The sequence below is a fragment of the Micromonospora deserti genome, from assembly GCF_003236335.1.
In the GTDB taxonomy this organism is placed as follows: Bacteria; Actinomycetota; Actinomycetes; order Mycobacteriales; family Micromonosporaceae; genus Micromonospora; species Micromonospora deserti.
In genome coordinates, this window is the sequence record NZ_POUB01000169.1 from 1 (window position 1) to 13,258 (window position 13,258).

Here is a 13,258-nt window from a genome sequence, read left to right on the forward strand (position 1 = left end):
GGCCCGGCCCCGGTCCGCCGACCACCTGCGTCGGGTTACGCCCAGGCGCCGACCACCCGGTGATCATGCAGTTGTGGTGGACGACCGGTCCCGGTACGCCCCGTCGGCAGGATGCGGCAGCACGCTGGGCGTACTGCCGGGCGGCTTGGGGGTCAGTGGAAGAAGTGGCGGGTACCGGTGAGGTACATGGTGATTCCCGCCTCCTGCGCCACGGCGATGACCTCCTCGTCGCGGATCGAGCCACCGGGCTGGACGATCGCCCGGACACCCGCCTCGATGAGGATCTGCGGGCCGTCGGCGAACGGGAAGAACGCGTCCGAGGCGCAGACCGAGCCGCGCGCCCGGTCGGCCCCGGCCCGGCTGACCGCCAGCCGCGCGGAGTCGACCCGGTTCACCTGACCCATGCCGACCCCGACGGTCGCACCGTCCTTCGCCAGCAGGATCGCGTTGCTCTTCACCGACCGTACGGCGCGCCAGGCGAAGGCCAGGTCACCCAGCAGCGCCTCGTCGGCCGGGTCGCCGGCCACCAGCCGCCAGCTCGCCGGGTCGTCGCCGGCGGCGTCCACCCGGTCCGCCATCTGCACCAGTACGCCACCACTGACCTGCCGCCACTCGGCCGGCGGGGGGTTCCACGCCGGCGCGCGCAGCAGCCGGATGTTCTTCTTGCCCTGGAGGATCTCCACCGCGCCCTCGTCGAAGCCGGGCGCGACGACGACCTCGGTGAAGATGTCGGCGACCTGCCGGGCCAGCTCGACCGAGACCGGCCGGTTGACCGCGATCACCCCGCCGTACGCGGACACCGGGTCGCAGGCGTGCGCCTTGCGGTGCGCCTCGGCCACGTCGGCGCCGACGGCGATGCCGCACGGGTTGGCGTGCTTGATGATCGCCACCGCCGGCTGGTCGGCGAAGTCGTTCGCCGCCCGCCACGCCGCGTCCGCGTCGACGTAGTTGTTGTAGGACATCTCCTTGCCGTGCAACTGCTCGGCCTGGGCCAACCCGGCCGGTGTGTCCGGGTCGGTGTAGAGCGCCGCGGCCTGGTGCGGGTTCTCGCCGTAGCGCAGCGTCCGCGCCGACCGCAGGGCCAACCCGGCGAAGCCCGGCCACTCCTGCGCCTCGGGGCCGAACCGCACCGCGAACCAGTTCGCCACCGCCACGTCGTACTCGGCGATGTCGGCGAACGCCCGCGCGGCCAGCGCGCGCCGCTGGGTCAGCGTGAAGCCCCCCTCGCCGAGCGCCGCCAGCAGCGCCGGGTACGCGGACGGGTCGGTGACCACGGCGACCGAGGCATGGTTCTTCGCGGCCGCCCGGACCATCGCCGGGCCGCCGATGTCGATCTGTTCCACGCACTCGTCCGCCCCGGCGCCGGAGGCGACCGTGGCCTGGAACGGGTACAGGTTGGACACCAGCAGGTCGATCCCGGCGATGCCGTGCTCGTCGAGCTGGGCGGCGTGCGACTCCTTGCGCAGGTCGGCGAGGAGACCACCGTGCACCTTCGGGTGCAGCGTCTTGACCCGGCCGTCGAGGATCTCGGGGAAGCCGGTCACCGCCTCCACGGGGGTCACCGGTACCCCGGCGTCGGCGATGGTGGAGGCCGTGCTGCCGGTCGAGACGATCTCCACCCCGGCCGCGTGCAGCGCCCGGGCCAGTTCGGCCAGGCCGGTCTTGTCGTAGACGCTGACCAGCGCCCGCCGGATCGGGCGGCGCTCGTCCTGAATGGAGCTCACGGGACCGTGACCTTTCTTCCGGTAATCGTCCAACCTTCGCGGACCAGGCGGCCCACCTGCTCGACGAGCTGGCGCCGCTCGGCTTCCTTGATGCGCTCGGTGAGCGTCTCCACGTTGTCGTCGTCGCGGACCGGCACGGCGACCTGCGCGACGATCGGGCCGGTGTCCATCCCGGCGTCGACGAAGAAGAGGGTGGCCCCGGTGATCTTCACGCCGTAGGCGAGGGCGTCGCGCGGGCCGTGGATGCCGGGGAACGCCGGCAGCAACGTGTTGTGCGTGTTCAGGTAGCGGTCGCCGAAGGCGGCGAGGAAGCGCGGGCCGACCAGCTTCAGGAAACCGGCGGAGATGACCAAGTCGGGCCGGTGTTCGGCGACGTGGGCGGTGAGCGCGTCGTCCCAGTCCTCCCGGGTGGGGTACGCCTTCAGCGGGTCCACGAAGGTCGGTACCCCGGCCGCGGCGGCCCGGTCCAGCCCGGCGATGCCGTCCCGGTCGGCGCCGACCGCCACCACCCGGGCCCCGTACGCGGGGTCGGCGCACGCATCGACCAGCGCCTGCAGGTTGCTCCCGGAGCCGGAGACGAGGACGACGAGGCGGGCGGCGGACGCGGGCTCGGTCACCCGGCCACCCTATCTGGCAGGCCGGAGCGCCCAACCGCTGGGCAGCACGACATTCACCGACAGCACGGTTGGCGCCGACCGGGTACGCTGCCGGTCGCTCGGGCCGGCGTACCTCCGGCCCCACCCGTCACTGATCCGACACGTCCCGGCGTGTCGATGAATCGAGGAGTACCCGCCGATGCAGCCCGGATACCAGCCCCAGCAGCCGCCGCAGATCAACAACAACATGACCATGTCGATCGTCGCGATCTTCCTCTTCTGGCCGCTGGCCATCCCGGCCATCATCAACGCCTCCAAGGTGAACCCGCTGCTCCAGCAGGGTGACTACGCCGGCGCCCAGGCCGCCGCCGCGGAGTCGAAGAAGTGGTCGAAGTGGGCGCTGATCGTCGGCATCGCCTGGTACGTGATCGTCCTGCTGTGCTGCCTGCTGGGCGGTCTTGCCGGGATGATGAGCGGCGACAGCACCGCCTACTGACAGATCTGACGAGGAGCGTCGCCCGCATGCAGCCTGGTAACCCCGGTCAGGACCCCTACGGCCAGCAGCCGCACCAGGACCCGACCGCGCCGCAGCCCCACGACCCCTACGCCCCGCCGCCGGCGGCGCCGTACGGGCAGCCGCCCGCCTCCGGCCAGCCGAACGACCCGTACGCCGCACCGCAGCAGTACCCGTACAGCCAGCCCACCTCCGGGCAGCCCTACGGGCAGCCCGCCCCGGGCCAGCCGTACGGGCAGCCCGCCCCGGGCCAGCCGTACGGGCAGCCGCACCAGGACCCGTACGGCCAGCAGCCGTACGGCGGGACGCCGGCGTACCCGGCTGCGGGCTACCCGACGGCCCAGGGACAGCAGAACAATCTGGGCCTGATCGGCATGATCGTCGGCATCGCCTCGATCGTGCTCGGGCTCTGCTGCCCGCTGCTCGGCATCCCGGCCGGCGTCGCCGGCGTGGTGCTCGGCGTGCTCGGCCAGAAGAAGGCGGCGCAGGGCTTGGCCAGCAACGGGGGCCAGGCGAAGGCGGCGCTGATCACCGGCGCCATCGGTATCGTGATCGGCATCATCAACGCGTTCGTCGGGGCGGCGCTCAACCTCGACAGTTTCTCCTGATCCACCTGCGACGAGGGGCACCCGGAGCACACCGGGTGCCCCTCGTCGTAGGCGCGGGAGCGCCCGGGCGTCCACCGGTCGGCCGGGGACGCGCTGAGGCGGGCCGACCTTCGAGCGGTCAGGGCCCGGGCGGCCGACCTCCGAGCGGTCAGGGCCCGGGCGGCGGGCCCGACCATAGAGAGGTCAGGGCCGGGCGGCGGGCCGGCTCAGCGCCCGGGTCGCTGCGGCGCCGAGCAGCGCGCCGGCCCCGATGACCGCGGTCGCCACCGCCGCCACCTGCCAGGCGACGGGGCCGACCTCGGCCAGCCGGCCGCCGCCGAGCGGGCCGGCGGAGGCCGCCGCGGCGACACCCAGCAGCAGGCCGGCGACCGGGCCGGCGAGCGCCGCCGGCCCGAGCAGCGGAGCCCAGCGCATCGGCTCCCGGCCGTCGGCGGCCAGCCGGACCAGTCGCCGGGCGAGCAGCCAGCCCGCCGCCATTCCGGCGAGGACGGGCACCGCGAGCAGCCCGGCCCCGAGCCCGTCCACCGGCCCGCGCGGCAGCCCGGCCAGCAGCGGTACGGCCGGCAGCGCGCCGACGGACACCTCGCTGGTGCGGACCGCCGTGTCGGTGCCGACCGCGAACCCCGGCCCGAGCAGGTAGCTGCTGGACCAGACGGTGGCGTTGGGCGCGTAGGCGAGGCTGACCAGGGTGATCCCGGCCTGCCCGGCCACTCCGGTGCGGTAGGCCCCGATCATGTCGGCGGCGTCCCCGCCGCCGGTGGCCACGGCGAGGCCCGCCGCGCCGGCGCCCGCGCCGAGCAGCACCAGCCCGGCGACCAGGCCGGTCCGCACGCCGTCGCGCAGCGCCGCCGGAGCCCGCTCGGCGAGCAGCCCGGACACACCCGTGGTGCGGGCCGCCCCGATCAGGGCGGCGAGCGTGCCGACCAGCGCGAAGGTCACCCCGGCCCGGACCGGGGACACCTCGGGCCCGCCCGCTCCGACCAGCACCGCGGCGAGCACGCCGAGCAGCGCGTACGCGCCGCCGACCGCGCCGGCGGCGACGAGCGCCCGCCGTGGCGACCGGCTGCCCCGCGCGCCCATGGCCCGGCTGGTGTGCACCCCGGCCCGGGTGAGCCGCCAGACGGCCAGCGCGGTCAGCGCCAGCGGGGCGAGGCCGAGCGGGCCGGCACCGGTCTCCAGCGGCACGCCGTGCCCGAGCAGCCATCCGGCCAGCCCGGCGCGGAGCGCGCCGATCAGGGAGGCGGCGTCCTCGCTGGCCTGGAACAACCAGAGCACGACGACGACCGGCAACCAGGAGGTGACGGCGGCCCAGCCGGCGGCGACGCCGGCGGCGACGGCGAGCGGGGCGCGGCTGCGGGGCGCGTCACCACCCCGGGGCGCGGGCACCCGCCGGCCCGGGCCGTTGCGGCCGCCCGGCCCGGCGCCGGTGCCCGCCTCGGCGGCGGGACGGCTGGGCTGATCAGGGGTGACGGAGGACATCGGGTCTACTCTGGCATGCCGGGCGGGCGGTGGCAGTCCGATACCGCCCCCGCACGGCGGCGAGTCCCGTGATCCACCGCCCCGAACCCCCGATCCGGTTTAGCCTCGGCGCAGGACGCGACGGACGTCGCGGCAGCGACGCCCGGAGGGAAGCCGTGAACGCTCCGTATCCGCCGCCCCCGCCGCCGCCGGCTGGCGGCCGGGACCGGACGACGCTGTGGGGCGTGCTCGGCATCATCCTGGGCCTGCTGTGCTGCGGCATCCTGGGCGTCATCTTCGGCTACCTGTCGATCCGCGACGCCCGGCGCTTCGGCCAGTCACCGGTGCTCGGCTACCTGGCCATCGCGTTCGGCGTGATCAACATCATCGGCAGCAGCATCCTCTGGGCCGGCGGCGACTACCCGCTCTACAACGACTGAGGGGCCGACCGCGAACGGTCGACCCCCGCGTCGTACGCCTGCCGGGCTCAGCCCCCGGACATGATCTCCCGCATCAGCTTGGCGGTCTCGGTCGGGGTCTTGCCGACCTTGACCCCGACGGCCTCCAGCGCCGCCTTCTTGGCCTCGGCGGTGCCGGCCGAGCCGGAGATGATCGCGCCGGCGTGACCCATGGTCTTGCCGGGCGGCGCGGTGAAGCCGGCGATGTAACCGACCACTGGCTTGGTGACGTTCGCCTTGATGAAGTCGGCGGCCCGCTCCTCGGCGTCACCACCGATCTCGCCGATCATGACGATCGCGTCGGTCTCCGGGTCGGCCTCGAACGCGGCGAGCGCGTCGATGTGGGTGGTGCCGATGATCGGGTCGCCACCGATGCCGACGCAGGTCGAGAACCCGATGTCGCGCAGCTCGTACATCATCTGGTAGGTCAGCGTGCCGCTCTTGCTGACCAGGCCGATCCGCCCGGAGCCGGTGATGTCGGCCGGGATGATGCCGGCGTTGGAGGCGCCCGGCGAGGCGATGCCGGGGCAGTTCGGACCGATGATCCGGGTGCGCTCGCCCTTGGCGACGTTGTACGCCCAGAAGGCCGCGGTGTCGTGCACCGGCACCCCCTCGGTGATCACCACGGCCAGGTCGATGCCGGCGTCGATGGCCTCGACGACCGCGCCCTTGGTGAACTGCGGCGGTACGAAGATCACGGTCACGTCGGCACCGGTCTGCGCCATCGCGTCCGCGACGCTGGCGAAGACCGGCAGCTCGGTGCCGTCGAAGTCGACGGTCTGCCCCGCCTTGCGCGGGTTGACGCCGCCGACGACGTTGGTGCCCGCGGCGAGCATCCGCCGGGTGTGCTTGGAACCTTCGGAACCGGTCATCCCCTGGACGATGACCTTCGACTCCTTGGTCAGCCAGATAGCCATGTTCAGACCCCCGCAGCCGCCAGCTCGGCGGCCCGCTCGGCCGCGCCGTCCATCGTGTCGACCCGCTGCACGAGCGGGTTGTTCGCGCCGTCGAGGATCGCCCGGCCGGCCTCGGCGTTGTTGCCGTCGAGGCGGACGACCAGCGGCTTGGTGACCTGCTCGCCGCGCTGCTGGAGCAGGGCCAGCGCCTGCACGATGCCGTTGGCGACCTCGTCGCAGGCGGTGATGCCGCCGAAGACGTTGACGAAGACGCTCTTCACCGACGGGTCGGAGAGCACGATCTCCAGCCCGTTCGCCATCACCGCGGCGCTGGCGCCGCCGCCGATGTCGAGGAAGTTGGCCGGCTTGACGCCGCCGTGCCGCTCGCCCGCGTACGCGACCACGTCGAGGGTCGACATGACCAGACCCGCGCCGTTGCCGATGATGCCGACCTCGCCGTCGAGCTTGACGTAGTTGAGGTCCTTCTCCTTGGCGGCCTGCTCCAGCGGGTCCACCGCGGCCTGGTCGACCAGCGCCTCGTGGTCCGGGTGCCGGAACGCGGCGTTCTCGTCCAGGGTGATCTTGGCGTCGAGCAGCAGCAGCTTGCCCTCGCTGGTCCGGGCCAGCGGGTTCACCTCGACCAGCGTGGCGTCCTCGGCGACGAAGGCCTTCCACAGCCCCACCGCGACCTCGACGACCTGGTCGGCGACCTCGGCCGGGAACCCGGCGGCGGCGACGATCTCGCGCGCCTTCGCCTCGTCGACGCCGGTGTTGGCGTCGATCGGGGCCTTGACGACCTTCTCCGGGGTCTCGGCGGCGACCTGCTCGATGTCCATGCCGCCGGCAACGCTGGCGATGCAGAGGAAGGTGCGGTTCGCCCGGTCGAGCAGGTAGGAGAAGTAGTACTCCTCGGCCACGTCCGCGGTCACGGTGATCATGACCTTGTGGACGGTGTGACCCTTGATGTCCATGCCGAGGATGTCGGTGGCCCGGGCCACCGTCTCCTCCGCGCCCTCGGCCAGCTTGACGCCGCCGGCCTTGCCCCGGCCGCCGACCTTCACCTGCGCCTTGACGACCACCCGACCGCCGAGGCGTTCGGCGATCGCGCGGGCCTCCTCCGGGGTCGTGGCGACGCCGCCGGCGAGCACGGGCAACCCGTGCCGCTCGAACAGGTCCCGCCCCTGGTACTCGTACAGGTCCACGATTGCGCGTCCCGTCCCGTCTCCGCGGCGCGCCGTCGCGCCGCCACAGCGTTATGGAAAACAGTTTGACGCCTGTCATCAGTCGAGACAGGCCGTTGGCCGCAGCCTAGCGAGGGGAGCACCGGCGGCAACCGAGCGGGTGCGTGGTGTGCGGTAATGCACAGCCAGCCCACCGGCACGGGGTGTTCCCACCGCCGCACCCCGCCGTTCAGCCGTCCGGGCGATGTTGGGGCGGGTGCGTAACCCCTCCGCGGGGGCGTCGTTGAGTCAGGTGTCGGAGCGCTGATCAGCGCGAAGACGGGAGACGGCCGATGCCCTGTCGGTCGAGGGGTGGCGGCGGGGCATCGTGCATAGAGGGGCCGGACGTGTGAGGGGTGCGTCCGGCCCCTCCCCCGTCTCCTGGGGCCGGCCGTCGGGCCGCCGACCGGGCTCAGCCGACGGGCTGGGCGACGTTCTGCCGGACCCACTCCACGATCGACTGGGTGGTGGCGCCCGGCGTGAAGATCTTGGCAACCCCGAGCTTCTCCAGCTCCGGGATGTCGGCGTCCGGGATGATGCCCCCGCCGAACACGACGATGTCCCGGGCGTCCCGCTCGGTGAGCAGCTCCAGCACCCGCCGGAAGAGCGTCATGTGCGCCCCGGAGAGCACGGAGAGGCCCACCGCGTCGGCGTCCTCCTGGATCGCGGCCTCCACGATCTGCTCCGGGGTCTGGTGCAGGCCGGTGTAGACGACCTCCATACCGGCGTCCCGGAGGGCACGCGCGACCACCTTGGCGCCGCGGTCGTGGCCGTCCAGGCCCGGTTTGGCGACGACGACCCGAACACGAGAGCTCATCTGCGCATCCCTTCACCGGCTCCGCGGCTTCACCTGAACGAACGGTAACCCGACCGACCCGGGCCGGGAAATCCGGGCCGCGAAGCTCACGTCCACACGTTCCGGCTGTCGGCGGTATCCCGGGGCGGCGGCGGCGACCAGCCGGGCCACGGCGGGCGGATCCCGTCGACCTCCGTCGTCAAGCCGGACGACTCCGCCGTTCGGTCACGCTGCGCGACGAACGGGCAGTAAGAGGGGCGCCGTTTGACGGGTACGAGGCGTGACAATCCCGGACGCAAGGGGACGGAATGTCGCAGCAATTCGGCGTTCCTGCTTGTGACGGGCGTGGCGGTTGGCTAACGTGTCCACGGTTGTCATCAGGTCCACGGACGGGTGACGACGCGGCCAGCCGACGTTCATCCGAGCGCCATGGACGCCAGCGAGCCGCATCGGAACCCCGACAACGGAGGGTGTGCGTGCGCCAGCGCCTGTCGTCTGAGCCCGATCGATATCGCGGTCGTCGCCGCGTACCCACCCCCCCGCGGAGCCGCTACGCCGCGGTCGTCACCACCGCATTCGTCGGCGCCGGCGTGGTCGCGCTCGGCGCGGGAGCCCTGCCGGACGCCAAGAGCGTCAGCCCGTCGGTCCTCGACGAGCTCAAGGCGGCCTCGACCCTGAGCCAGGACGCGGCGGCCCGCGCCGAGGCCGCCGATCGCGCCTCCCGGGACAGCACCCGCGCCGGAGCCGACGACACGTCGGAGCCCGAGGTCTGGCTGCTACCCCTGCAGGGATACGACTTCAGCTCGCCCTACGGCATGCGCTGGGGCAAGCTGCACACCGGCGTCGACCTGGTCGCCCCCGAGGGCACCCCGTACGTCGCCATCCATGACGGCACCGTGACGAAGGCCGGCTGGTTCGGCGGCTACGGCTACACGGTCATCGTCCAGCACCCCGACGGCAGCGAGGCCATCTACGGCCACTCCTCCGCAGTGAGCGTGCGCGAGGGGCAGCAGGTCAAGGCGGGCGACCAGCTCGGCCTGGTGGGCAACACGGGCCACTCCTACGGCTCCCACCTGCACCTTGAGATCCATGTCAAGGGTGAGCCGCTCGACCCGGTGCCGTGGCTCCAGGACCGCGGTGTGGACATCCAGCTACAAGTCGAGGCAATCTACAGCGAGGTAGCCGCGTCCTGACGCTGCGTATCGATCAATGACCGCCCGGATCGACCGATCCGGGCGGTTTTTTCGGCGCCCGTCCGGGCGAAAGTATGCCGGGTCACACTCCCCGGTGTGATCGTGGCCACGCAGGTACATGATCACTTATCGGGGTGGAGGCCCCCAGAGCGGGACATAACCGGCAGCCAGGAGTCGAGCGGGCCACCCGTGTCGCCCTCCCGGTACCCACCTCGCCCCGGGCCGACACGAGTATTTCGAGGTCACGTGCCCCCTCGATCAGTGAAGGTCCCCGTGCAGGAAGACAGCTTCATCCCGAACGAGAAGACTCCCGACGCCCCCGCCCGGCACCGGAAGCTGACCGGCGGCCGTGGCCGGTACCTGATCATCGCGTCGGTGGCGCTGGCCGGCCTCGGTCTCGGTGGCGTCGTCGTCGCCGGCGACGACGACGCCTCCGTCCCGGCCGCCACCTCCCTCGACGCGGAGGCCCGCGCGGAGGCCGCCGCGCGCGCCGACCGCTCCGCCCGCGAGTCGACCGCGCCGGCCAGCCCCTCCGCCACCCCCGTAAGCCCGACGCCGAGCCCGTCGACGGCCAGCCCGGTGGCGACGGCCAGCCCGAAGGCGAGCATCGCCAAACCCACCCCGAAGAAGACCAGCAAGCCGGCGCCGACCTGGGTCATCCCGATGAAAGGCGCGGCGATCACCTCCTGCTACGGCCCGCGCTGGGGCACCCTGCACGCCGGCATCGATTTCGCGATGCCCGCCGGCACCCCGGTCCGCGCCGCCTTCGGCGGCACCGTCGAGAAGGCCGGCGACGTCGGCGACGGGTACGGCATCTCGGTCTTCATCGACCACGGCAACGGCTACCTCACCCACTACGCCCACCTGAGCAGCACGAAGGTCAGCGTGGGTGACAAGGTCAGCGCCGGCGAGACCATCGGCCTGGAGGGCTCCACCGGCGACTCCACCGGCCCGCACCTTTACTTCGAGGTGCACCAGGGCCAGATGTGGAACCAGATCGACCCGGCGCCGTTCCTGCGCGCCCGGGGCATCGACGTGGCCTGCTGAGCACCCGTGAGGGCTCCGGCGAAGGTCACCGCATGGTTTCGACGATGAGGTTTCCGACGTGGTCGACCTGAGCGGCGCCCTCGCCTGATCCCCGGACGGCGGGGTCACTCCCGCCCAGTTGCGGGAGATTAGGCTTCGGCGCATGTTGAGGTGGCGATGGCACGGCCGGGCAGCGGACAGGGCCCTGGTGCTTGCGGTCTGCCTGGTGGCCCTCGTCGGCCTGGTGGTGCAGTCGCGTGGCATCGACACCGCCACTGAATGGGCGGCGCTGCTGGCCGTGCTGGCATCCTCCGGCGCGCTGTACCTCCGCCGCCGCCATCCGGTGGCGGTGGGCGTGGTGGCGCTGGCCGCCGTCGGCGCGTACGGAGCGTTGTTGCAGCGGCCCGGGCCGATCATGCTGGTGTTCGTCGTGGCGCTCTACACCGTCGTCGACGAGGGGCACCTCGCGGTCGCCATCGGGCTCGGTCTCGCCTCGGTGGTCGCCTTCGCCGTCGCCGACAGCCATAACAGGACAGCGGACAGTGTCAACGGGGCGACACTGCTGCACGCCGGCTGGCTCATCGCGGTCATCGTCGGCGTGACCCGCAACCGCCGGGCCTATCTCGCCGAGGCGCAGGCCCGGGTGCTCGCCGCGGAGCAGGGCAAGGAGGAGGAGGCCCGGCGCCGGGCCACCGAGGAGCGGCTGCGCATCGCCCGCGAGCTGCACGACGTGCTCGGCCACCACCTCTCGCTGATCAACGTGCAGGCCAGCGCCGCGCTGCACCGCCCGGACCCCACCCGGTCGGCGCAGGCGCTCACGGCGGTCAAGCAGGCGAGCAAGGAGGCGCTGCGAGAGTTGCGCACGACGCTCGGAATCCTGAGGCGGGAGGGCGAGGCGGCGACCGCGCCCGCACCCGGCCTGAACCGCCTCTACGAGCTGGTCACGACGGCCGGGCATTCCGGGTTGGAGATCCGCACCGAGCTGGCCGAAACCCGGCCGCTGCCGCCGGAAGTCGGCCTGGCGGCGTACCGGATCGTCCAGGAGGCGCTCACCAACGTGACCCGGCACGCCGGTGCGACCGCCGCGGTGATCCGGGTCCGGCCCGACCACGACGACGTGCTGGTGGAGGTCGAGGACGACGGCACCGGCGTACCGGGCCCGCCCGGCAACGGGATCCTCGGCATGGGCGAGCGGGCCCGGGCGCTGGGCGGTGCGCTGATTACGGGCCCCGGGCCGCACGGCGGCTTCCGGGTACGCGCCCGCCTCCCGCTGCGGCCCGGTCCGGTGCCGGCGGGCGCGCCGACGCTGCGATCGGAGCCGGGGGACACGGCGTGATCCGGGTGTTGCTCGCCGACGACCAGACCCTGGTACGCGCCGGGTTCCGGTCCATCCTCGACGGTGAGGACGGCATCGAGGTGGTCGGCGAGGCCGCCGACGGTGCCGAGGCGGTCCGGCTCGCCCGGCAGCTACGGCCGGACGTCGTCCTCATGGACATCCGGATGCCCGGGCTGGACGGCCTGGCCGCCACCCGGGAGATCGCCGCGAGCTCCGATGTCCGCGTGATCATCCTGACCACCTTCGACCTGGACGATTACGTCTACGGCGCGCTGCGGGCCGGCGCGAGCGGCTTCCTGGTCAAGGACACCGAGCCCGCGGAGCTGATCCACGGGGTGCGGGTGGTGGCGCGCGGTGACGCGCTCATCGCGCCGTCGATCACCCGCCGGCTGATCTCCGAGTTCACCGCCCGGGTCACGCATCCGGACCCGGGGCCGCGGCTGAGCGCGCTCACCGAGCGGGAGCGTGAGGTAATGGCGCTGGTCGCCGCCGGCCTGTCCAACGACGAGATCGCGGCGCGGCTGGTGCTGAGCCCGGCCACCGCGAAGACGCACGTCAGCCGGATCATGACCAAGACCCAGGTCCGGGACCGGGCCCAGTTGGTGATCCTCGCGTACGAGTCCGGCCTGATCGTTCCCGGCTGGCTCGCCCGCTCCTGACAACAACCTCCGGGGTACGCCGCCACCCGGGCGCCACAACTCCGGGTGTACGGATTGTCCGCCCGTCTCCGGCCCCGCCGGCAGCGACGGCTGACTGACCGAGGCCGGGTCAGCCGGGTCAGCCGGTGCGGCGGTAGCGGGCCAGCACCAGCCCACCGAGGTTTATCCCGATCAGCCCCACCACCAGGGCCACGATGGCCCCGGCTCGCCCGTTGCCGGTGCCGAAGCCACCGGTGGAGCGGGCCAGATGCAGCACACTGAGGACCACGCCGATCAGCCCCACCACCAGGGCCATGATGGCCCCGGCTCGTCCGGAGCCGGTGCCGATACGACCGGTGGAGCGGGCCAGGGCCAGCCCACCGATAACCACGCTGATCAACCCCACCACGGCAGCCACGACGGCCCCGGTTCGCCCGGAGCCGGTGCCGATACCACCAGCGGCGGCCGAGACGTGCGCGGCCGCCGGTGCGGCAAGCCCGACTCCCCCGAGCAGCGCGGCTGCGGCGGCGGCGAGCAAGTGACGGATGGACATCGAGGATCCCTTCTGTCGCATGACGAGTACAGGCGGCAGCCTATGTACCGGCGTGGTCACGGGTCGTCATGCCGGAGTTGCCGATGGGCCTACCACCCGGGTGGTACGCGCTCGGTGCGTCGTACCACCGTGGTTGTCTTCCCCGGCTTCGGTGGTGATTCGGGATCCGTTCAGGTATTCATGGCGGCGTGAACCGTCCCGGATCCCGCCGCCCCGGCCGGCACCACGGGGCGGGCCGGGGC

Annotated in this window: 14 protein-coding genes; 7 read left to right on the plus strand and 7 right to left on the minus strand. The window is 72.9% G+C overall.

Annotated features, from left to right (window positions below; genetic code table 11):
* Positions 1 to 152: 152 nt before the first annotated feature.
* The gene (gene purH / locus C1I99_RS21265) at positions 153 to 1,724 is read right to left on the minus strand and encodes a bifunctional phosphoribosylaminoimidazolecarboxamide formyltransferase/IMP cyclohydrolase (RefSeq protein ID WP_111135981.1); all 1,572 of its coding nucleotides are present in this window, start codon (positions 1,722 to 1,724) and stop codon (positions 153 to 155) included.
* Positions 1,721 to 2,341 (minus strand): phosphoribosylglycinamide formyltransferase, encoded by a 621-nt coding sequence (gene purN / locus C1I99_RS21270; RefSeq protein WP_111135982.1) that lies wholly within the window; start codon positions 2,339 to 2,341, stop codon positions 1,721 to 1,723. Before purN ends, purH begins: the two co-directional genes overlap by 4 nt.
* A gap of 178 nt (positions 2,342 to 2,519) precedes the next feature.
* Between purN and C1I99_RS21275 the strand changes: the two genes are divergently transcribed.
* Together C1I99_RS21275 and C1I99_RS21280 are read left to right on the plus strand one after the other, a co-directional pair.
* The gene (locus C1I99_RS21275) at positions 2,520 to 2,816 is read left to right on the plus strand and encodes a CD225/dispanin family protein (RefSeq protein ID WP_111135983.1); all 297 of its coding nucleotides are present in this window, start codon (positions 2,520 to 2,522) and stop codon (positions 2,814 to 2,816) included.
* Positions 2,817 to 2,842: 26 nt separating this feature from the next.
* Entirely contained in the window at positions 2,843 to 3,442 is a 600-nt protein-coding gene (locus tag C1I99_RS21280; RefSeq protein ID WP_111135984.1) for a DUF4190 domain-containing protein, read from the plus strand.
* A 183-nt stretch (positions 3,443 to 3,625) separates the two neighbouring features.
* Here the strand turns inward: C1I99_RS21280 and C1I99_RS21285 are convergent, their stop codons facing one another.
* Positions 3,626 to 4,921, minus strand: coding sequence for a cell division protein PerM (locus C1I99_RS21285; protein WP_111135985.1), 1,296 nt, complete (start codon positions 4,919 to 4,921; stop codon positions 3,626 to 3,628).
* A gap of 155 nt (positions 4,922 to 5,076) precedes the next feature.
* Here C1I99_RS21285 and C1I99_RS21290 point away from each other — a divergent pair, with 155 nt between their 5' ends.
* Complete coding sequence (locus tag C1I99_RS21290) at positions 5,077 to 5,340, plus strand: DUF4190 domain-containing protein (RefSeq protein ID WP_111135986.1); 264 nt, start codon at positions 5,077 to 5,079, stop codon at positions 5,338 to 5,340.
* A 47-nt stretch (positions 5,341 to 5,387) separates the two neighbouring features.
* On the opposite strand, the gene sucD is transcribed toward C1I99_RS21290, so the two are convergent.
* The 3 genes from sucD to icmB form a co-directional block, all read right to left on the minus strand.
* Complete coding sequence (gene sucD / locus C1I99_RS21295) at positions 5,388 to 6,275, minus strand: succinate--CoA ligase subunit alpha (RefSeq protein ID WP_111135987.1); 888 nt, start codon at positions 6,273 to 6,275, stop codon at positions 5,388 to 5,390.
* A 2-nt stretch (positions 6,276 to 6,277) separates the two neighbouring features.
* A complete protein-coding gene (gene sucC, locus C1I99_RS21300) occupies positions 6,278 to 7,456 on the minus strand; it encodes an ADP-forming succinate--CoA ligase subunit beta (protein WP_111135988.1) in 1,179 nt (392 codons plus the stop codon).
* Between the two features lie 430 nt (positions 7,457 to 7,886).
* Positions 7,887 to 8,291 (minus strand): coenzyme B12-dependent isobutyryl CoA mutase small subunit, encoded by a 405-nt coding sequence (gene icmB, locus C1I99_RS21305; RefSeq protein ID WP_111135989.1) that lies wholly within the window; start codon positions 8,289 to 8,291, stop codon positions 7,887 to 7,889.
* 455 nt (positions 8,292 to 8,746) lie between these two features.
* Between icmB and C1I99_RS21310 the strand changes: the two genes are divergently transcribed.
* The 4 genes from C1I99_RS21310 (at position 8,747) to C1I99_RS21325 (ending at position 12,484) form a co-directional block, all read left to right on the plus strand.
* Positions 8,747 to 9,463: a M23 family metallopeptidase gene (locus C1I99_RS21310; protein WP_111135990.1), complete on the plus strand. Its 717-nt coding sequence runs from the start codon at positions 8,747 to 8,749 to the stop codon at positions 9,461 to 9,463.
* Between the two features lie 261 nt (positions 9,464 to 9,724).
* Positions 9,725 to 10,510, plus strand: coding sequence for a M23 family metallopeptidase (locus C1I99_RS21315; protein ID WP_438941434.1), 786 nt, complete (start codon positions 9,725 to 9,727; stop codon positions 10,508 to 10,510).
* Between the two features lie 142 nt (positions 10,511 to 10,652).
* Positions 10,653 to 11,825, plus strand: coding sequence for a sensor histidine kinase (locus tag C1I99_RS21320; RefSeq protein WP_111135992.1), 1,173 nt, complete (start codon positions 10,653 to 10,655; stop codon positions 11,823 to 11,825).
* On the plus strand, positions 11,822 to 12,484 hold the full coding sequence (locus C1I99_RS21325; RefSeq protein ID WP_111135993.1) for a response regulator: 663 nt from the start codon (positions 11,822 to 11,824) through the stop codon (positions 12,482 to 12,484). Before C1I99_RS21320 ends, C1I99_RS21325 begins: the two co-directional genes overlap by 4 nt.
* A gap of 118 nt (positions 12,485 to 12,602) precedes the next feature.
* Here C1I99_RS21325 and C1I99_RS21330 read toward each other — a convergent pair whose 3' ends face one another.
* Positions 12,603 to 13,016, minus strand: a complete 414-nt coding sequence (locus tag C1I99_RS21330) for a DUF6223 family protein (protein WP_111135994.1) — start codon at positions 13,014 to 13,016, stop codon at positions 12,603 to 12,605.
* Between the last annotated feature and the right edge of the window lie 242 nt (positions 13,017 to 13,258).